This is a genomic window from Pseudomonas sp. SDO5591_S426, from assembly GCF_054070755.1.
Genome location: NZ_JBSVXD010000006.1, coordinates 20,084 through 40,419, shown reverse-complemented (window position 1 = coordinate 40,419; position 20,336 = coordinate 20,084). Strand labels below are relative to the sequence as shown.

At 59.7% G+C, this 20,336-nt stretch carries 16 protein-coding genes and 1 pseudogene; 6 read left to right on the top strand and 11 right to left on the bottom strand.

The genetic code is table 11. The features are described from left to right. The first annotated feature begins 156 nt into the window (after positions 1-156). The 5 genes and pseudogenes from ACW9JC_RS02750 (at position 157) to ACW9JC_RS02730 (ending at position 6,578) form a co-directional block, all read left to right on the top strand. Entirely contained in the window at positions 157-1,077 is a 921-nt protein-coding gene (locus ACW9JC_RS02750; protein WP_178120848.1) for a GlxA family transcriptional regulator, read from the top strand. 191 nt (positions 1,078-1,268) lie between these two features. Further along, positions 1,269-3,214, top strand: a pseudogene (locus ACW9JC_RS02745) (flavin monoamine oxidase family protein). Between the two features lie 178 nt (positions 3,215-3,392). Next, the gene (locus ACW9JC_RS02740) at positions 3,393-4,280 is read left to right on the top strand and encodes a nitrilase family protein (RefSeq protein WP_457453431.1); all 888 of its coding nucleotides are present in this window, start codon (positions 3,393-3,395) and stop codon (positions 4,278-4,280) included. 19 nt (positions 4,281-4,299) lie between these two features. After that, positions 4,300-5,502, top strand: coding sequence for a hypothetical protein (locus ACW9JC_RS02735; protein ID WP_457453429.1), 1,203 nt, complete (start codon positions 4,300-4,302; stop codon positions 5,500-5,502). A 77-nt stretch (positions 5,503-5,579) separates the two neighbouring features. After that, positions 5,580-6,578: an asparaginase gene (locus ACW9JC_RS02730; RefSeq protein WP_457453427.1), complete on the top strand. Its 999-nt coding sequence runs from the start codon at positions 5,580-5,582 to the stop codon at positions 6,576-6,578. 96 nt (positions 6,579-6,674) lie between these two features. Here ACW9JC_RS02730 and zapE read toward each other — a convergent pair whose 3' ends face one another. The 3 genes from zapE to ACW9JC_RS02715 form a co-directional block, all read right to left on the bottom strand. Beyond that, entirely contained in the window at positions 6,675-7,769 is a 1,095-nt protein-coding gene (gene zapE, locus ACW9JC_RS02725; protein ID WP_150702964.1) for a cell division protein ZapE, read from the bottom strand. A 90-nt stretch (positions 7,770-7,859) separates the two neighbouring features. Beyond that, the gene (locus ACW9JC_RS02720) at positions 7,860-9,215 is read right to left on the bottom strand and encodes a tryptophan--tRNA ligase (RefSeq protein ID WP_457453425.1); all 1,356 of its coding nucleotides are present in this window, start codon (positions 9,213-9,215) and stop codon (positions 7,860-7,862) included. A gap of 24 nt (positions 9,216-9,239) precedes the next feature. Beyond that, positions 9,240-9,869 carry an alpha/beta hydrolase gene (locus ACW9JC_RS02715; protein WP_338586583.1) on the bottom strand — a complete coding sequence of 210 codons (630 nt, stop codon included), beginning with the start codon at positions 9,867-9,869 and terminating at the stop codon, positions 9,240-9,242. Between the two features lie 144 nt (positions 9,870-10,013). Here ACW9JC_RS02715 and ACW9JC_RS02710 point away from each other — a divergent pair, with 144 nt between their 5' ends. Continuing rightward, positions 10,014-10,448, top strand: coding sequence for a YhcB family protein (locus tag ACW9JC_RS02710; RefSeq protein WP_008016678.1), 435 nt, complete (start codon positions 10,014-10,016; stop codon positions 10,446-10,448). 188 nt (positions 10,449-10,636) lie between these two features. Here the strand turns inward: ACW9JC_RS02710 and ACW9JC_RS02705 are convergent, their stop codons facing one another. The 8 genes from ACW9JC_RS02705 to ehuR form a co-directional block, all read right to left on the bottom strand. After that, complete coding sequence (locus tag ACW9JC_RS02705) at positions 10,637-12,022, bottom strand: aminotransferase (RefSeq protein ID WP_457453423.1); 1,386 nt, start codon at positions 12,020-12,022, stop codon at positions 10,637-10,639. Between the two features lie 11 nt (positions 12,023-12,033). Then, the gene (locus tag ACW9JC_RS02700) at positions 12,034-13,506 is read right to left on the bottom strand and encodes an NAD-dependent succinate-semialdehyde dehydrogenase (protein WP_457453421.1); all 1,473 of its coding nucleotides are present in this window, start codon (positions 13,504-13,506) and stop codon (positions 12,034-12,036) included. Between the two features lie 187 nt (positions 13,507-13,693). Further along, a complete protein-coding gene (locus tag ACW9JC_RS02695) occupies positions 13,694-14,173 on the bottom strand; it encodes an Lrp/AsnC family transcriptional regulator (RefSeq protein WP_448109265.1) in 480 nt (159 codons plus the stop codon). A 131-nt stretch (positions 14,174-14,304) separates the two neighbouring features. After that, a complete protein-coding gene (doeB, locus tag ACW9JC_RS02690; protein WP_457453419.1) occupies positions 14,305-15,306 on the bottom strand; it encodes a N(2)-acetyl-L-2,4-diaminobutanoate deacetylase DoeB in 1,002 nt (333 codons plus the stop codon). A 3-nt stretch (positions 15,307-15,309) separates the two neighbouring features. Continuing rightward, entirely contained in the window at positions 15,310-16,500 is a 1,191-nt protein-coding gene (doeA, locus tag ACW9JC_RS02685; protein WP_457453418.1) for an ectoine hydrolase DoeA, read from the bottom strand. Between the two features lie 43 nt (positions 16,501-16,543). Next, entirely contained in the window at positions 16,544-17,536 is a 993-nt protein-coding gene (eutC, locus tag ACW9JC_RS02680) for an ectoine utilization protein EutC (RefSeq protein WP_457453417.1), read from the bottom strand. Positions 17,537-17,572: 36 nt separating this feature from the next. Beyond that, positions 17,573-18,544 (bottom strand): hydroxyectoine utilization dehydratase EutB, encoded by a 972-nt coding sequence (eutB, locus tag ACW9JC_RS02675; protein ID WP_457453416.1) that lies wholly within the window; start codon positions 18,542-18,544, stop codon positions 17,573-17,575. Between the two features lie 106 nt (positions 18,545-18,650). Next, positions 18,651-20,045 (bottom strand): MocR-like ectoine utilization transcription factor EhuR, encoded by a 1,395-nt coding sequence (gene ehuR, locus ACW9JC_RS02670; RefSeq protein ID WP_457453415.1) that lies wholly within the window; start codon positions 20,043-20,045, stop codon positions 18,651-18,653. Between the last annotated feature and the right edge of the window lie 291 nt (positions 20,046-20,336).

The window sequence follows — 20,336 nt, the reverse complement described above, 5'->3', positions numbered from 1 at the left end:
GGACACTGGACACATCCGACAAAAAATAAGACGATCCAGCCGTCTGGTGACCACTTTCCCCTATAAGAATAAAGTTGAATTATGTCTAACCAAGCCTCCACGCCCCTGCGGCGCGTCAGCATCCTGGCCATCGACCGGGTTTTCGCTTCCACCCTCATGCAAGCCAAGGATTTCTTCCACCTCGCCAGCCTGCGCTACGGCAAGCAGCTGGGCCAAGGCCTGACCCCGGCGTTCGAAACCCGCTTGGTCAGCCCCGACGGCAAACCGGTCAACACCTTCAGCGACGTGATGATTCCGGTGGATGGCGGACTGGAAAATGCTGACATCATCGTCCTCCCAGCCTTCTGGGACGATTTCGATTCGCTGTGCAAACGTTATCCACAGGTCCTGCCCTGGCTGCGCCAGCAACATGCGCGCGGCGCGGTGCTGTGTGGCGAGGCCACGGGTGTGTTTTGGCTGGCCGAAGCCGGATTGCTCAACGGCAAGGAAGCGACCACTTACTGGCGCTTCTTCAATGCCTTCGCCGAACGCTTCCCACAGGTCCAGCTCAATCAGGACAAACACCTGACCGACGCCGACAACCTGTATTGCGCAGGCGGCACCACCTCGGCCTGTGATCTGTACATTTACCTGATCGAACGTTTCTGCGGGGCCAACGTATCCCAGGCTGTGGCGCGGGACATTCTGTATGAAGTGCAACGCAGCTATTCACCGGGACGTATCGGTTTTGGCGGACAGAAGCTGCACCAGGACGTGATCATCCTGCAGATCCAGCACTGGCTCGAAGAACATTTCGCAGACAAGTTCCGCTTCGAAGACGTCGCCCGCGAACACGGCATGAGCATCCGCAACTTCATGCGCCGCTTCCAGACCGCCACCGGCGACAAACCGCTGCATTACCTGCAACGCCTGCGCATCGAAACCGCCAAGGGCCTGTTGTCCGGCAGCCGCAAGAGCATCAAGACCATCAGCTACGAAGTCGGCTACGACGATGCCAGCTTCTTCGCACGGTTGTTCCGCCAGCACACGGAGCTATCGCCGAACCAGTATCGGCAGCAGTTTCAACAAGCGGCGTAACAACTAAACCGTGTGGGAGCAGGCTCGCTCCCACAGGTTCTGGCGGGTGACTTCGCCGAAGGGATTACTTTTCCTACGCAAAACCCGGAATACAGAACCACCAAGCATACGATTTGGCTGATGGTCACCAGCCCTTCGCCACGCAACTATTTCCCTGCACACACCTTCAGTGCTGACAGGGACGTTCAACAGTGACTATCGGATCAAGCTACAACTACCCCTCAATCATTGCCGGGGAAACCAGGCGAACAAAACGCTCGGCCAAAGGCAAATGGGCGGCCCGCTTTCCAAACCCACCCGATTTGTGCTTCGACTACCGGGCCTTGGTCGAGCAAAAAGACGGCATCGCCAAGGCAACTGACCCCAACCATAGAATCTGCATCATTGGCGCCGGCGTGACAGGCCTGACTGCCGCCCGAGAGCTTTATCGCTGCGGCTTCACCCAGATCACACTCATCGAACAATCCAGACGCGTCGGCGGCAGGCACCTGACCGTCCCCGGAAGCCCCAACTCGGCAGCGAGCCATACACCGTTTGAAATGGGTGCCATGCGCATGCCGTTTTTCAACCGGGCGGATGAGCCACCGACAGAAGGCCGCTCGCTGATGGCTTACTACGCCCAAGCGTTTGACCTGGCACATTCGGATTTTGCCAACCCAGGAAGCCAGTGGGTCAACTCGACCGGGATCTACCTTCGTGAAGGCAGCCTGGGAGGCGGAGCAACTCCGCAGATGCTGATATGGAAGAACGAAGACGGCTTGACCCCACCTCCTGGCGAGGAACTGCAAAAGGTCTACGCCAAATGGAAAGCCTTTGCCGATCAAATGACCCGGCAGGTCGCAGAAAGTTATGCCGGCCTGGAGTGGGAGGCCATGTGGGCCGCCATCGTCGATAAATACCAGAGCGTTTCCTTTAGGGATCTGGTCAGCATGCCAGCCCTGCAAGCCTGGGATAAACGCGCCCCCGGGGATTTTGGCGGAATGGGCATGACCGCCGAGGAGTCGGCGATTTTCTACGCCATTGGTATCGGCGACGGCAGTTGGGGCGCCTTTTACGACGTGTGCTGCCTTTATCCCCTGCGTACGGCCATTTTTGGTTACAGCAGCCAGTTGCAACTGATTCATGGCCGGGTAGATGCCAACGGTGATCCTCTGGCTTCACCCTACTTGCACAGTGAAGCTGTTTACGACTCGACAGGGCTGAGCTTCGACAGACCCCGCTACATCGGGCTCGCCGCACTGGACGAATGCCTGTTGTTCATGAACATCGATGAAACCGGAAAATCCGTCTACGAACACAGCCGTGAACGAAGCAATGGCCTGCTGACGGACTCATCTGTCACCCGACTCAAAAAGCTTACCAACCGGCAAACCCGCGTGTACTTCAATTGGAAACACAGCCTGCCCGAAGAAACCCAGGAGCACTTCGAAGACTTTGACTCGGTCATCGTCACCCTTCCGTCCTGGCTGATCGAAACCCGAATCAGGCTCGAAGACTTCACACAAGAGATGCTGCCATTCGAGACGATCAATGCCTGGAAAACGGCGCACTGGGAAACCAGTTGCAAGGTGTATGCGCCATTGAAAAAGTCGTTCCTTTCGAACAACACCAAAATCCCGCAAGCAATCGTCACCGACAGCTTCATCCATGACGTCTACACCTATCGCTACAACGAGAATTACAGCTATGACTGCATATTGCTGAGTTACACATGGGAGGATGACGCCACCAAACTCGCCGCATTCACCGACAAAGAGCTGGTCAGCAAGTGCGTCAGGGAACTGGACCGCATCCTCATGAATTCTGCCAATATCCAGCAGCGCATTTCGCCCTATGTCGGCATTGATCAAGCCGTGGTTCAACGCTGGATAACCGATAAAAACGCCTTGGGTTGCGCAAAGCTTTATCGGCCCGGCACGTATTACGACGCCGTCGGTTTGATGAAATACAACAGAGACTATGGGCATGTTTCGGGTCTGTACTTTTCCGGTGAGTCATTCTCGGTCGACGCCGGCTGGACGGAACCTTGTTGCGGGGAGCCGTGGACGCTGTCATCCATATCTGCAACAAAACCGACGCCTCGTTCAATGGCGATTTTTCCATGACCGATTACCCGCATTACCAAGTCAAACCCTGATCCTGCTTCGGAGCCATGCACGCGATGTGCTGGCTCATCCTCCCCGCCCCGTTAATGCATCTTCGGACAAGGACTACACCCGTACCGGAAGCGGCTGACTTCCGCCCGCTTGCTGTTTCACCTCTTATAAACACGCACTTAAATGGCGTGAATAACAATAAAAAAGAGGTTATCGGGAATGAGCAATCCAACCAGTCCTGTTCGTGTAGCAGTCGTGCAGTTCGATCCACAAGTCGGCATCGAGAATCGTGAAGGCAATCTGCGTCGAAGCCTGGAATTGGCTTTAGAGGCGGTAAACGGCGGTGCGAATCTCATCGTCTTGCCCGAGCTTTCCAACACAGGTTATTTCTTCAGCACCCGCCAGGATGCCTTCGACCATTCGGAGTCAGTGCCCGATGGGCCAAGTGTGCAGACCTGGATGGATTTTGCGCGCCAGCACAAGGTTTACCTTGTCGCGGGTTTGGCCGAACGCGACGGCATGCGACTCTTCAACACCGGCGTTCTTTGCGGGCCTGACGGCTTTATCGGCAAGTACCGCAAAGCCCATTTGTGGAATCTGGAGAAACTCTGGTTCACACCGGGCGATCTGGGTTTCCCGGTTTTTGAAACGCCCATCGGCCGCATCGGATTGTTGATCTGCTGGGACATCTGGTTTCCGGAGGTACCGCGAATTCTCAGTCAGCAAGGCGCAGACATCATTTGCAGCCTGAACAACTGGGTGTGGACGCCACCGCCGCTGTTCGACGAGGCCGGCAAGTGCATGGCGTCGTATCTGACGATGACCGCAGCTCACGTCAACAACGTGTTTATCGCAGCGGCCAGCCGGATCGGCGAAGAACGCGGCGCTCGCTACCTGGGTTGTTCCCTGATTGCCGGAACCAATGGCTGGCCAATAGGCAACGTGGCATCGGCGGACCAACAGGAAATCCTGTTTGCCGACATTGACCTGACCAGTTCTCGCAGCGCGCCAATCTGGAACAACCTGAACGACCTGCATCGCGATCGCCGAACAGATCTCTACGATCAAATGCTCGGCTGCACCCAACACGCTTGTCTCCCGCGTTGATGAAAGGGGGACCTGACTGATGGAAATCACAACCGACAAAAAACCGCTGACCCGCAGTTCCACTGTTGATCTGGCGGTCATCGTGCTGCTGATCGGCATCGCTGTGCTGGCGATCTGGCTTTCATTTTCCTACCGTTCCTTGTGGTCTGCACACTGGCCGAGCTACAGCGATATGGTGTCCTCGCTGCCCGAGCCGAGCGCATGGCTGCGCTGGGTCGTGGGCGACATCAGCGAAGTGGCGTTCTACAAACACGAGTTCGCTTCGATTGGGCTGCTGGCGGGCGCCTACCTCGCCTATTGGGCAAATCGAACGGGGAAATCCTGGCAAGGCTTTGCCATTTCCTATGGAACGGGGCTTTGGCCTTGGCTAGTGACCAGTTCATTGCTCGGGTTGTTGCTGAGTAACCTGCTATGGGGCTGGACGGTGAACGCCAATGACTGGCAACCCACATTCGCCGCGTTTGTATCGCTGCCTGCGGCGATGGTGCTGATGTTTGGCGGCGGCTGGAAAGTTGCGATCAACGGCGCAATCCTGGGCGCTGCACTCGTCACGCCCATGTGCCTGCTGATCGTCAACTACGTGTGCAACCCGTTGGTCTTGCCCGCAGTGATCGGCAACGTGCTGGGCATGGCGATTGCCAGCGTCCTGGCGTTCCTGCTCTGCCGCTATTGGCCTGCGCTGATGAAGTCCGAGCAACCCGAGATACCAGCCCTCACGACCGTAGCGCACGTCACCAAAAAGGCACCGGACTACGGCGTGATCTGGAGTTTGCGTCGGGTACTGGCGGACTTTTCCGAAGCGCCGTTCTTCGGCAATGAGCTGGCCAGCCTTGGCCTGCTGGCAGGCGCATTGCTCGCGTACAGCTTGAACCCCATGAGCCCCGCGTATGGATCGGGCCTGCTGCCGCACATCATTGCCGGCCAGGCTCTGACGTCGGCCATCGGGGTGCTGGTCTGGCGCCGACAGTGGATGTTGCTCGGCTGGTATCCGACTTACGTGCCACTGGTGTCGGTGGTTCCTGCGGCGATTCTGGCCTATGGCGGCAGTTGGCAGGTGATCGTTTCCAGTGCCCTGCTGGGGGCGCTTGTTGCGCCACCTCTGGCGTGTGCACTGTCCAGACGATTACCGGCGGACATGCACGCCTACATTGGCAATGTCCTGTCCATGGCTATCAGCACGCTATTGATCGTTTCACTCATCGGCTACCTGATCGCGGATTAACGCCTCTAGCCATTCGGCTGTATCACGGCCAGAAACCGGGTACAGCCACTTTTCATGACAAACAATCGAGGTATGACATGGACCTGCCCAAACTGGCCATCGCAGCGCTCGGCGGTACGGTAAGCATGCAAGCAAGAAATGCCGGTGAAGGCGTTATTCCGACCATCAGCGGCGAAACGCTGTTGGCCTCCCTACCGGAACTGTCGACGCTGGCCCGAGTGACCGTTGAGACGCTTGGCCTGCTACCCAGCGCCTCGCTGGATTTCGAGTTTTTGCTGAGCGTCTTGTCCTGGGCAAGCTTTCAGGTAAAACAAGGCGCCGCGGGTGTCGTGATCACCCAAGGCACCGACACCCTCGAAGAAACAGCGCAGTTTTTCGAATACCTGTGGCCCCACGACACGCCCCTGGTATTGACCGGCGCCATGCGTTCGGCAGCACAGCCAGGCGCCGACGGACCAGCGAATTTGCTGGATGCGTGCCGCGTTGCCCTGGCTGACGGCAGCCGGCAGCGCGGTGTTCAGGTGGTGATGAACGGGGAGATACATCGAGCGAGTAGCGTGCGCAAAACCGATTCGCTTGCGTTGCAGGCATTTTCCTCTCCGGTCACCGGACCCTCTGGCCTGTTGATGGAGGACCGCGTTTGTTACCTGCACCCTCCGGTGCAGCGTAAGGTTTTGCCCCTGCCGCAACAGACCACTCAGAAGGTCGCAATGCTCGAGGCATCGCTTTCGGCAGACACCCTGCTGCTGGAGAACATCCTCACGCTCGGCTATGACGGGCTGGTGATCGCCGGTTTCGGTGCCGGCCACGTATCGCAGCGTTGGGCGACGATTATTGAGCGCATCGCCGAAAAAATCCCGGTGATCATTGCGACACGCACCGGTTCGGGCTCCACCGCGCAAGCCACGTATGGCTTCGACGGCAGCGAGATGGACCTGACCCGCAAAGGTGCCTTGATGGCCGGATTTCTCTGTCCGCGCAAAGCCAGGATTTTGCTGTGGCTGCTGATTGGCTGCCAGCGACAGCATGAGTTGACGCACTACTTGAAAGGCAACATCCAGCATCGATGTGACTGACATACCGCCATCGCGAGCAGGCTCACTCCTACAGGGGTTTTCAGCGCACAAAAAAAGGCCTGCGTTCGCAGGCCTTTTTTGCCTTTCCGAATAGTCCTACGGCTTGTGCGCCCGGGACAGGAATTCGTGGGACTGCATTTCCAGCAGACGGCTCAACGTTCGCTGGAACTCGAAGTTCAAGCGACCGCCGGTGTACAGATCCTTAAGCTCGACTTCAGCAGAAATGATCAGTTTCACGTTGCGGTCGTAGAACTCGTCGACCATGTTGATGAAGCGTCGGGCGATGTCGTCGGTGGTGACGCTCATCTGCTCGACGCCGCTGAGCAGCACGGCGTGGAAGATCTTGCCCAGTTCGATGTAGTCGTTCTGGCTGCGTGGACCGTCGCACAGCTCACGGAATTCGAACCAGGCCACGTCATCGCAGGTGCGCAGGGCACGGATTTCGCGGTTCTCGATCATCAGCACGTCGTTCTCGACCGCTGCGGTGCATTCCGGTGTCAGCGCGCGGAAACTCTTGCGCAGGCTTTCGTGGGACGCTTCGTCGAGCGGGAAGTGGAACAGTTCCGCTTGTTCGAGGTGACGCAGACGGTAATCGACGCCGCTGTCGACGTTGACGATTTCGGTGTTCTGTTTGATCAGCGCGATGGCTGGCAGGAAGCGCGCGCGTTGCAGGCCGTCCTTGTACAGACCGTCCGGCACGATGTTCGACGTTGCGACCAGGGTCACGCCGTTCTTGAACAACTCTTCCATCAGGGTGCCGAGAATCATGGCGTCGGTGATGTCGGAAACGAAGAATTCATCGAAGCAGATCACCCGGGCTTCGGTGGAGAAACGCTTGGCGATGATGGTCAGCGGGTTTTTCTCGCCGCCCAGGGTCTTCATCTCTTCGTGCACGCGCTTCATGAAGCGGTGGAAGTGAGTGCGGGTCTTTTCCTTGAACGGCAGCGCTTCGAAGAAGGTGTCGACCAGGTAAGTCTTGCCGCGACCTACACCGCCCCAGAAGTACAGGCCCTTGACCGGGGTCTGATCCTTTTTGCCAAACAGTTTGCCCAGCAGGCCCGGTTTATTTTGCTCGGCCGCGACCAGATCGTCGTACAGGCGCTGCAAATGACGCACGGCCGTTTCCTGCGCGGCGTCATGGAAGAATTCCGGGCGTTTCAGATCAGCTTGATATCGTTCTAGGGGCGTCATAATTCGTTAGCAAGGCAACAAAAACGGGCCGACACTGTAGCGACGGCCCGCAGGAATGGCAATCGGCCCTTGGTAGGGCCGAACCGTTGTTTATTCCTGAACCGGGGTCAGGGCAATGCGCAAAGCCTCGATGGCAGCATCCCGCGCAGTGCTATCGGCAAAGGCCGGGCTGTCGGCAACGCACTCGCCTTCCAGCCACACACTGAAGCTCAGGTCTTCATTGCGCACGTCCAGCGCTTGGCCCGATTGCAGCTGCTTGGTCACCTGACCGGCGGTCTTGCCGTCGGCGAAGTTGCGCGACAACAGCAGTTGTTCGCCATCGGCCGCCAGCAGACGGAAGCGGAAACTGCCGTCGTCTTCGCGGAAGCTGACAAAACGCGCGGCTTTCGCGGCTTTCTTCTTGGTGGTCGCCGCCACTTGGGTCTGGGCCACGAAAGAACGCAGGCCAACGGCTTCACGCAGTTCGTTGAGGAACGGCGTCGCTACCGAACGGGCCTTTTTCGCGCCGTGCTGCAGGATGTCTTCGAGATCCGCCGGACGCTCGATCAACTGGTTATAGCGCTCGCGAGACTCGCCCAGTTCGTTGTCCAGCAACTGGAACAGACGATTCTTCGCCTCACCCCAGCCCAGGCCTTGTAGCAGTTCGCTGCGGAACTCGTCGGCCTGCGCCGGAGTAGCAAAGGCCTGGAACAAGGTGAACAGGTGCGAGTTATCCGGATCTTTCGCTTCGCCCGGCGCACGGGAGTCGGTGACGATCCGCGAGATCGCGTCCTTCATCTCTTTGGCGCTGCTGAACAACGGGATGGTGTTGTCGTAGCTCTTCGACATCTTCCGGCCGTCGAGGCCCGGCAGCGTGGCAACGCTTTCTTCGATCAGCGCTTCAGGCATGGTGAAGAATTCTTTGCCCTGGCCAAACAGGTGGTTGAAACGCTGGCCGATGTCGCGGGCCATTTCCACGTGCTGGATCTGGTCGCGACCGACCGGCACCTTGTGCGCGTTGAACATCAGAATGTCAGCGGCCATCAGTACCGGGTAGCTGTACAAGCCCATGGTGATGCCCGCATCCGGGTCTTCGCCGGTCTCGACGTTCTTGTCCACCGAAGCCTTGTAGGCGTGGGCGCGGTTGAGCAGGCCCTTGGCGGCGACGCAGGTCAGCAGCCAGGTCAGCTCGGGGATTTCCGGGATGTCGGACTGGCGATAGAACGTCACGCGGTCCACATCCAGGCCACCGGCCAGCCAGGTCGCGGCGATTTCCAGACGCGAGCGCTGGATGCGCAGCGGGTCATCGCACTTGATCAGGGCGTGGTAATCCGCCAGGAAATAGAACGAATCGGCATTGCTGTCACGGCTGGCCAGGATCGCCGGGCGGATGGCGCCGGCGTAGTTGCCCAGGTGCGGCGTGCCGGTGGTGGTAATGCCGGTGAGGATACGGGTACGAGTCGTCATGGGTAATCGCTTGTCAGACTGCAATCAATTCGAGAGGCGCGGCAGGATCAGATCCTTGAGATCGGTCAGCTTGCCATGAAAAAAGTGTCCGCATTCTGCCACTTTCAGCAGCTCATGGGGACGTTCGAGCTTGTCGGACCATTGGTAAACCAGCTGTGGATCGATCACTTCGTCGGTTTCCGGCTGAATCACAGTGAGCTCGCCGTGTTGTGGCAGTTGATCCTGATCGCCCAGGCGCATCACCGCTGGCGCCACCATGAACAGGTGTTTGAGCTGCTCGCCCTGCGCTTCAAGACGTCCGCCGAGACTTGCTGCAACAAAACCGCCGAAGGAGAAACCGAACAGGGTCAGCGGCAGATCCGGGTGTTTTTCCCGAAACCATGCGGCAACAGCCTGGGCATCATCGACTTCACCGGTGCCCATGTCGTGGGAACCTTCGCTGGCGCCAACGCCGCGATAGTTGAAGCGCAAGGTGATCAAACCGGCATCGCGCGCGGTGCGCTGCAGGGTCGAGACCACTTTGTTGAGCATGGTGCCGCCCTGCACCGGGTTTGGATGGCAGATCAGTGCCAGGCCGCGCGGCTGTTCGCTGTCCAGGTAAAGTGCTTCCAGTTGACCAACCGGGCCATCAATCACTACAGGGGTTTCACGCATCAGCAAGGAAAGAACTCCGTGACCTCGAATCGGGTCGACTCGTCTAGCAAATTGTCTGCAACTGTCTATTGCGAGCGAATCGCGGTATACAGCGCAGGTTCGAGCCGTTAACGTAAAGCAAAGCCGTTTATAGAGGAAGGACTCGTGGAACACTCGCTCTTAGTTTGGTTGTTGCCGACTCTTGCCCTGGTTGTGGGTGTCGCCATTGGTTTCCTGATCGCTCGCCTGGCGCCGAATGCCGCGCCTAGCAGTACCCAACGTCAGCTGGACGATATTCAGGAACGTTTCGACAGTTATCAGAACGAAGTGGTGACCCACTTCAACAGCACCGCGACACTGGTCAAGAAACTGACTGCGAGCTATCAGGAAGTGCAGGATCATCTCGCCGAGGGTGCCAACCGCCTGGCCCTGGACGAGCAGACCCGCCAACGCTTGCTGGCCTCCCTGCACGCCGATGCGGCGCAGGCTCCACGGGAACGCCTGACGCCGCCGCGCAATCAGGAACCGCCACGCGACTACGCGCCCAAAGCCCCGAACGCCCCGGGCATGCTCGATGAGCATTACGGCCTGAAGAAGTAATCAGGTTTCAGGCGATGTAAAAAGCCCCCGGACAAGTGATTGTCCGGGGGCTTTTTTGTTTTTGACGAATCAATTGAGGCAGGTAGGAGCTGTCGAGTGCAACGAGGCTGCGATCTTTTGATTCCAAGAAGCAAGATCAAAAGATCGCAGCCTGCGGCAGCTCCTAGACGTGACCGTTGTGGCGGGGGTTAGCCCAGCACCTCCCCCGCCACCTGATCAATTGCATCCTTGGTGATACCAACGATCAAGTCTGCCTCTGCTTCGGTGAGAACCAACGGCGGTGCAAAACCAAGGATGTCGCCATGGGGCATCGCCCGGGCGATCATGCCGCGCTCCAGGCAGGCCGCCGACACTTTCGGCCCCACCTTCAAGGCCGCATCGAATGACGTGCGCTGTTCACGATCCGCCATGAACTCGACCGCCGCGAGCATCCCGTCACCGCGCACTTCACCCACCAGCGGATGGCCTTCGAGCGTCTCGCGCAGCCGACGGTTGAGATAAGCGCCAACCTTGTCGGCATTGGCCGTAAGGTTCTCCCGCTCCAGAATGTCGAGGTTGGCCAATGCCGCCGCCGCGCAGATCGGATGCCCGGAATACGTCCAGCCATGGCCCATGGCGCCTTGGGATTCAGAGGCTTTTTTGATCACATCCCAGACCTTTTCGCCGACGATCACCGCCGACAGCGGCGCATAAGCACTGGTCAGGCCTTTGGCCGTGGTGATCAGGTCCGGGCGCATGCCATAACGCTGGCTGCCCATCTTCGAACCCAGGCGACCGAAGGCGCAGACCACTTCGTCGGCGATCAGCAGCACGTCGTACTTGTTCAGCACTGCCTGAATCGCCGCCCAGTAACCGGCCGGCGGAACGATGATGCCGCCAGTGCCCATCAATGGTTCACCGATGAAGGCTGCAACGGTGTCCGGCCCTTCGGCGAGGATCATTTTTTCCAGCTCGTCGGCGCAGTAGCGCACGAACGCGGCTTCATCCATGCCGGTCGGCGCCTTGCGATACCAGTGCGGACACACGGTGTGCTTGATGCCTTCGGCCGGCAGGTCGAAATGCTGATGGAAGCTCGGCAGGCCGGTCAGGCTACCGGTCATGATGCCCGAGCCGTGATAACCGCGATCGCGGGAGATGATTTTCTTTTTCTGCGGGCGACCGAGCACGTTGTTGTAGTAGCGCACCAGTTTGATCTGGGTCTCGTTGGCATCGGAACCGGAGAGGCCGTAGTAGACCTTCTTCATGCCTTCGGGCGCCCAGTCGATGATGCGGCTCGACAGCTCGATGATCGCCTCGGTCGAGTGCCCCATGTAGGTGTGGTAATAGGCCAGTTCCTTGGCTTGCTTGTAGATTGCGTCGGCGACTTCGGTACGGCCGTAACCGATGTTCACGCAGTACAGGCCGGCAAAGGCGTCGATCAGTTCGCGGCCTTCGTGGTCGCGGATGCGGATACCCGAGGCGCCCTTGATAATGCGTCCCTTGAGTGCGCCGCTGGCGTGGTCATGGGCGTGAGTGGACGGGTGCATGAAATGCGCACGGTCTTGCTCGAACAGGGTGTCGAATTCTTGGCTCATGGTAGATCTCCTCAGAACTGGCCTTGATGGTGCAGGCAGAAGTATTTGGTTTCGACAAAGGCTTCGAAGCCCTCGGTGCCGCCCTCGCGGCCCAGCCCCGAGGCTTTCATGCCACCGAACGGGATCGGGTGGCCGGTGAACTTGACGCCATTGACCGCGACCATCGCGTGGTCGAGTCGGCGGATCAGCGGGTAAATCAGGTCCAGGCGATTGGAACAAATGTAGGCGGCCAGACCGTATTCGGTGTCGTTGGCCATCTCGACGGCCTGATCGAGGGTGTCGAACGGCATCACCCCGGCGATTGGCGCGAAGTTTTCTTCGCGGTAGATGCGCATTTGTGGTGTGACGCCGGCCAGCACCGTTGGCTGGTAGAACAAGCCGCCGAGGGCGTGCGCCTCCCCGCCCACCAGCCGCTGCGCGCCATGTTGCAGGGCATCGGCGACACGTTCGGCCGTGACATCGAAGGCGGCCTGATGCATCAACGGGCCAATGTCGACCTGTTGCTCGCGGTCGCCGATCATGGCCGGGCCGACCTTCAACTCACGCACGGCAACGGCAAAGCGCTTGAGAAATTCCGGATAAACCGAACGCTCGACCATGATCCGGTTGGCTGCACAGCAATCCTGGCCGGAGGTCTGGAATTTGGCCGCCACCGCGACTTTCACCGCCAGCTCCAGATCAGCATCGGCGCAAACAATGAACGGCGCGTTGCCGCCCAGTTCCAGTGCAACCTTTTTCACGTCCTGGGCCGCTGCTTGCAGCACCAACTTACCGACACGGGTCGAGCCGGTGAAACTCACCGAGCGCACGCGGTTGTCCTGCACCAGGGTTTGCATGGCCATCTGCGGTTCGCCCAGTACCACGTTGAACACGCCGGCCGGGAAACCCGCTTCCTCGGCGAGTTGCGCGAGGGCGAATGCCGAGTAAGGCGTTTCATGGGCGGGCTTGATCACCACGGTGCAACCGGCGGCCAGGGCGGCGGCGGCTTTGCGGGTGATCATCGCCGAAGGGAAATTCCACGGGGTCAGCAACGCGCAGACTCCGACCGGCTCCTTGACCGTGCCCAGATGCGCACCGGGAATGTGGCTGGGAATGTTTTGCCCATAGAGGCGCCGGGCCTCTTCGGCGAACCACGGAATGAAACTGGCTGCGTAGGCAATTTCGCCACGGGACTCGGCCAGGGACTTGCCCTGCTCCAGACTGAGAATCCGCGCCAGGTCTTCCTGATGCTCAAGAATCAAAGCTGCCCAGCGCCGCAAAATCGTCCCGCGCGCCTCAAGGCTTTGTTTGCGCCAATCGGCGAACGCGCGGTGCGCGGCATCGATGGCAGCGACGATTTGCGGCTGATCGAGCATTGGCACATGACCGATCAGTTTTTGATCCGCGGGGTTATGCACCGCGATGCTGTGGCCGCTGTCGCTGTGTACCCAATGGCCATCGACATAGCAAAGGGCCTTGAACAGCAGTGGATGTTTGTAAGTCATGGCGTTCACTCCAATCCGTGTGCGTGGAACCATGCTAGGGCAGCGAAGCCGTGGGGATTTGGCGTTTGGAGGGGGTGCGGCAGGTGGTTTTTTCTGATTGGGCGGGGTCAATCGTGGATTTTTGCGGTTGAAGTAAATCCATTGTAGGAGTGAGCCTGCTCGCTCCTACAGGGTTACTGTGGTGATTTCAGGAATCTTGAGAGAGTTCGGCCGGCAAGGCGCCGCCGGTCTTGATGGTTTTGGTGACGATGTAGGTGAAGTAGCGTTCGATGCCCAGATCGTCGAGCAGCAGCTGATCGATGAAGCGCTGGTAATGATCGATGTCCGGTGCCTGGATCATCGCCATGTAATCGACACCGCCGCCGGTGGCATAACAGAACGCGACTTCGGGTGCTTCGCTCATGCGTTGCTCGAATCGCCGCATGTCTGGCGCGGTATGGCGGGCCAAGGTGATTTCCACCAGCACCTGCTGACTTTTGAACACCGCGTTCCAGTCGATTTGCGCACGGTAGCCCTTGATCAGGCCGAGGGCTTCAAGTTTGCGCACCCGCTCCCAGGCCGGGGTCACCGAAAGATTGATCGCCTCGGCCAGGCTCGACTTGGTGATACGCCCGTCGTCAGCGAGGATTCGCAGGATTTTCAGGTCATAGCGATCGAGTTTGTGCATGGGTGGCGATCTCGTGAATGTTTAGGAGCCCCTGTGGGAGCGAGCTTGCTCGCGATGGCGGTATTTCAGTTGCATCAATGTTGGATGTGCCGACGCAATCGCGAGCAAGCTCGCTCCCACAAGGATTGTGGTCAGGTCAGTACTTCGGCGATCACCGCAATGGTATCGCCACAACCCACCAACCCCGGAAAGTGCCGCGCCGCCAGCAAACCGCTGCGCGCCGCGCGATATTCCACCGGGGCCACACCGCTGCGGGTGGCGTCGTAGACGCGGGCGATCACTTCGCCCTTGTTCACGTTATCGCCCAGGTCGCGACACATTTCCAGCAGGCCGTCGTGCTCGCTGGCGATGAAGCAATCGCCGTCGGGCATGTCGAGCATGAACGACGGCGCCGTCTGCACTTCGCCCTCAAGAATCCCGGCATGCACCAGCAGATTGCGCACCCCGCGCTCGGCAATCGCCACGCTGCGCGCCGTGGACGAACCGCCGCCGCCCAACTCCGTCGTGACGAAGATTTTGCCTTGGGACTCAGCGGCGGTGTCGTACATCGCCCCGGCGTCGAGTTCGAGCATGCGCATGCTGTACGGCGCATTGAACGCACGCATGCCGGCCTCGCATTGCGCCTGTTGCTGTTTGTCCGGCAGTACATGACACGCGGCGAACGGCAAGAAATCCAGGGTGCGCCCACCGGAGTGGATGTCCAGCACGATGTCGGCCAAAGGCAGCAAAGTTCGGGTGAAATAGTCGGCGATCTTCTCAGTCACCGTGCCTTCCGGCTTGCCAGGAAAGCTGCGGTTGAGGTTGCCCTTGTCGATCGGCGACGTGCGCCGCCCGGCATGGAACGCCGGGGTGTTCATGAACGGTACGATGATCACTCGCCCGCTCACGTCCTCGGCCGTCAGGCTTTGCGCAAGTTTGCTCAACGCCACCGGGCCTTCGTATTCGTCGCCGTGGTTACCGCCGGTGAGCAGCGCGGTCGGTCCCTGACCGCGCTGGATCACCGTGATTGGGATCATCACCGCGCCCCAGGCAGAATCATCCCGGGAATACGGCAGCTTGAGAAAACCGTGCTGCACGCCTCCGCGGCTGAAATCCACGGTGGCGCTGATCGGGTTGTCAGGCAGTTCACTCATGGCTCAATCCTTCACGAACAATTGGCGCGGCACATTGCACAACGTCTCGACGCCGGTTTCGGTGATCAGAATGCTCTCGGTGATTTCCAGCCCCCAATCGTCCATCCACAGACCCGGCATGAAGTGGAAGGTCATGCCCGGTTGCAACACGCTGCTGTCGCCGGGACGCAGGCTCATGGTGCGCTCGCCCCAATCCGGCGGGTAGCTGATACCGATCGGGTAGCCGCAGCGGCTGTCTTTGTGGATGCCAAATTTCTCCAGCACCTTGAAAAACGCCACGGCGATATCGCCGGTGGTGTTCCCTGGTTTTGCGGCTTCAAGCCCGGCGGCAATGCCTTCGACTACGGCTTTCTCGCCATCAAGGAAATGCTGCGGCGGTTTACCGAGGTAGATCGTGCGCGACAACGGGCAGTGATAGCGCTTGTAGCAACCGGCGATTTCAAAGAAGGTGCCGGCGCCCTTTTCGAAGGGTGAATCATCCCAGGTCAGGTGCGGCGCACTGGCGTCTGCACCGGTCGGCAACAGCGGCACGATGGCCGGATAATCGCCGCCGTGGCCGTCGGCACCAAGAATGCCGCTGCTGTAGATCTCGGCCACCAATTCGTTTTTACGCATGCCCGGCTCGATGCGTTCAAGGATCCGCCCGTGCATCTTTTCGACGATGCGCGCGGCGATGCGCATGTAGTCGATTTCTTGCGGCGACTTGACCGCACGCTGCCAGTTCACCAGCCCGACCGCGTCGATCAGTTTGGCCTTCGGCAGGTTTTTCTGCAGCGACAGGAACGCGGCAGCGCTGAAGTAATAGTTGTCCATCTCCACGCCGATGGTCAGCGCATCCCAGCCACGAGCGCTGATCACTTCCCGCGACAGGTAGTCCATGGGATGGCGTTCCCGCGACTGCACATAGATGTCCGGGTAACCGACGATGTTCTCTTGCTGCATGAACACCGTGCGCTTGGCGCCGTTGGCGTCCTGGCCGCGACCGAACCACACCGGTTCGCCATCGAGCGCCAGCAACACGCATTGATGAACATAGAACGACCAACCGTCATAGCCGGTCAGCCAGGCCATGTTCGACGGATCGGTGACCAGCAACAACTCGATGCCCTGCGCCTGCATGGCCACTCGCACCTTGGCCAGACGCTGGGCGTATTCCTCCCGTTGAAACGGAAGATTGACGACTATCTGAGACATGCACATGCCCTCTGATAAATGACGCACGGATGAAAAAAGCGGTTTAACTGCCGAACTGAAATCCTTTGCCCGCCGAACGCGCACGCTCGAAGGCCAGGTTGGCCATGGCCGTGTCCTGGGCGCCGGTGCCGGTGAGGTCGCACAAGGTGATTTGCGTTGAATCCGTGCGACCGGGCCGTTGGCCGGCCAGCACCTGACCCAGTTCTGCGAAGCCCGATTCGTCGCTGACTACGCCTGCAGCGAGGGCGTGATGCAGCTCACCGAGGATGCGTGTCTGACTCAAGCGATCCGCCACATAGCGGTCGACCTGCGCCAGCGCACGGGGGGAAATTTCGTTCTTGTGCTCGGCGTCCGAGCCCATGGCGGTGATGTGCAGGCCGGGCTGCAAATGACGTACATCGATCAACGGCTCGCGGCTCGGCGTGCAGGTGATCGCGATGTCGACATCAGCCATGGCCTCGTCGATGTTTGCGCACGGTTTGACTGCCAGGCCGCTGTCGCGAGCCAGTTCGACACAGAAGGCCTGCGCCTTGGCAGAGTCCCGCGCCCAGACCCGCACGCTGTCGATCGGCCGCACCAAACGCAAGGCTTGCAGTTGCAACGCGGCCTGCTCACCGGCACCGATCAGCGCGACACTGCGGCTGTCTTCCCGCGACAACGCTCGCGCCGCCACGGCACCCGCCGCCGCTGTACGCACGGCGGTCAAATAACCGTTATCCAGCAATAACGCGTCCAGCAGACCGGTGCGGGCGGACAGCAACATCATCATGCCGTTGAGGCTGGGCAAGCCGAGTTTCGGGTTATCGAAAAAACCCGGACTGACCTTGATCGCAAAGCGTTCCAACCCCGGCAAGTAAGCGGTCTTCACATCCACTTCGCCGTTATGTTCAGGAATGTCCAGGCGCAGGATTGGCGGCATAGCCACGGCAGCGGTGGCGAGCAGCACGAAGGCCTGTTCGACAGCTTCGATGCTCAGCAGATCCAGCGCCACACAGGCACGCAGATCGGCTTCGCTCAACAAGGTGATTTCACTCATCAACGCGGCACTCCATTGAATCGTTATTGTTGGAATTCAGGCATCGGCGCCGTTCAGCACGCGCAGGTGCTGATCGATATCGACGTTGCGTCCGCTGACCACCACCACGACCGGCCCGCGCGGTTCGATCAAGCCTTCGAGCAACGCGGCAATGCCCACCGCCGCCGCGCCTTCCAGCACCAGGCATTCTTCGCGGTAGGCGTGGCGGATGGCATTGGCGATGGAGGCTTCGCTGAGCAGGTGCAGGTGATCGCAGGTGTCGCGGGTCATGGCAAAGGTGAAACGGTTGTCGAGGCCGATGCCACCGCCGAGCGAGTCGGCGAGGGTCGGCAGCTCTTCGACTGCCACCGGATGCCCGGCCGCGAGGCTGGCGTGCATGGCCGCGCCGCGTTGCATGCTGATGCCGTGGGTGACGATCTGCGGGTTGGCACTTTTCAGCGCCAGTGCCACGCCGGCGAACAGCCCTCCGCCGGACAATGGAATCAGGACTTGAGAGACGTCCGGTTGCTGTTCAAGGATTTCCAGCCCCAGCGTGCCCTGCCCAGCGATGATTGCCGGATGGTCGAACGGCCGCAGCAGCGTCGCACCCTGCTCATGGGCAATCCGCTCGGCCTCGCGCTGGGCGTCATCCTGGGACTGGCCGACGATGCGGACTTCGGCGCCGAGATCCCGGATGGCCTGGACTTTGTTTCCCGGCACCAGATGCGACAGGCAAATCGTCGCCTTCACACCTTGCCGCGATGCGGCGTAAGCGAGCGCCCGCCCATGATTGCCGGTCGATGCGGCGACGACGCCACACGCCTTTTGCTCGGCACTGAGCTGCGCCACGGCATTGCTCGCGCCACGCAACTTGAAGCTGCCGGTGATCTGCTGGGATTCGAGCTTGAGGTAAACCGGCACGCCCACATGCCGCGACAGGCTGGGCGAATGCTCCATGGGCGTACACCGGACCAGCGCTGCGACGCGCTGGCGTGCGAGGTAAATATCGTTGAGCTGTAGCGCTGACATGACCGCATCCCCAAGAGGTATTGGGCGCAGTCTAAGAGGGCTGGATTGTCGCGCTGAATGTACTAGGGCAATTTAGTCGAGAAAATTTTCGGCGTCTTTTTTCCACTCAAAAGTCGTGGATTTGCGGGTACTGGCCGAAGATTTCACGCATGCCCATCAACGCATCGCGCATCTCGTCGTCGCTGCATTCGGCGCCGACGCACACCCGTACCGCCCGTGGCCGGGGCGTGCCGCGCACGGTGAACGGGTCGGGCGATGTGACCGCAATATGCTTGTGACGCAGCGCACGCACCAAGCTGTCGAGCTCCCAGTGCGGCGGAATTCCGATCCAGGCATTCAAGGCATGCGGGTGCTGGCCGAGCAGGTATTCGCCGAGGTATTCGGTGACCATCGCCTGACGCCCGCCCAATAATTTGCGCTGCAAACCCACCAACGTGTCGGCGCGCCCGTCGCGAATCCAGCGCGCGGCGATTTCCGAAACCATTGGCGTGGCCATCCAGCTGTTGACCCGCAAAATGCTTTCGGTACGCAACGCCAGACGTTTGGGCATCACCAGATAACCTATGCGCAAACCGGTGAGCACCGACTTGGTCATGCTGGTGCAATAGAACGACAGTTCCGGCAAGTAATGGCTGATCGGCGGCGCGCGACGCTCATCGAGCAGCGGTCCGTAGACGTCGTCCTCGATAATGTGCACGCCGAAGCGCCGAGCAATTTCGGCTATTTCACGCCGGCGGTTGTCCGGCATCAGGCTGGTGGTCGGGTTGTTCAGGTTCGGTGTGCAGACCAGCGCGGTGATGCGTTCATTGCTGCACATGTCCTCGAAATGCTCCGGATCAATGCCGTAGCGATCCATTTCCAGGCCTTTGAGGGTAAAGCCCAACACCTGGGAATTGCCGATCACGCCATGGTCGGTGATGCCTTCGCAGAGCACCACATCATCAGGCCCGGCCAACGAGGCCAGGGCCAGGAAAATCCCGTGGGCCGCACCGTTGGTGATCAGGATGTCGTCGCGTTCGACCCGCAAGCCCTGACGCCCGATCCAGTGCATCGCTGCTTCACGGTGCGATTCGAAACCGGCGATGGGGCGAAACGCGTGAATCCACGGCTGATCTTCTTCAGTGCTGAGTTCGCGGCAGGTCTCGCGCCAGAACTGGTCGTGCTCGCGGGTGTGCATGATCCGCGTGATGGAAAAATCCACCAATGCGCGTTCGGGACTGTCGAGAATATAAGTGGCGACCCGATCGCTCATGCGCCGCGACACGAAACTGCCGCGCCCTACTTCGCAACGCACCAGGCCCTGACGCTCCAGTTCCTTATAGGCATTGGTGACCGTTTGCACGCTGATGCCCACCGCGTCGGCAACCTGTCGCTGCGGCGGCAAGCGCTGATCGTTGACCAGCACACCCTGCTCGATGTCGTCGGCAATCGCCTGCACCAGGATCTTGTATTTCGACTCGCCGCTGCGAGCGATTTCCAATGCTGCCTTCCACTTGTCCATCGGCGCCGAACCCACGTATTAGCCAGTGCCGACAGCATCCCGCGAGAAACCATGCAAAGCAATTGTCCTAGTGCAATGCAATGTGGCGCAGGGCTTTTGTATGCTCGGTCCAAGGTCGATGCACAGGCTGCTGAACCTGCCGCCAATAACAACCAATCGATCTGTACCGGAACTGTGCCCCAAAGCTTCGGCTCAACAGGACAACGGCTCTCGTACGCTTTGCTCTTGTCACACTGCCTCCTACCACAGAGCCGTCAACGACGGGTCCACAAGAAACAGGAGATTTTATCG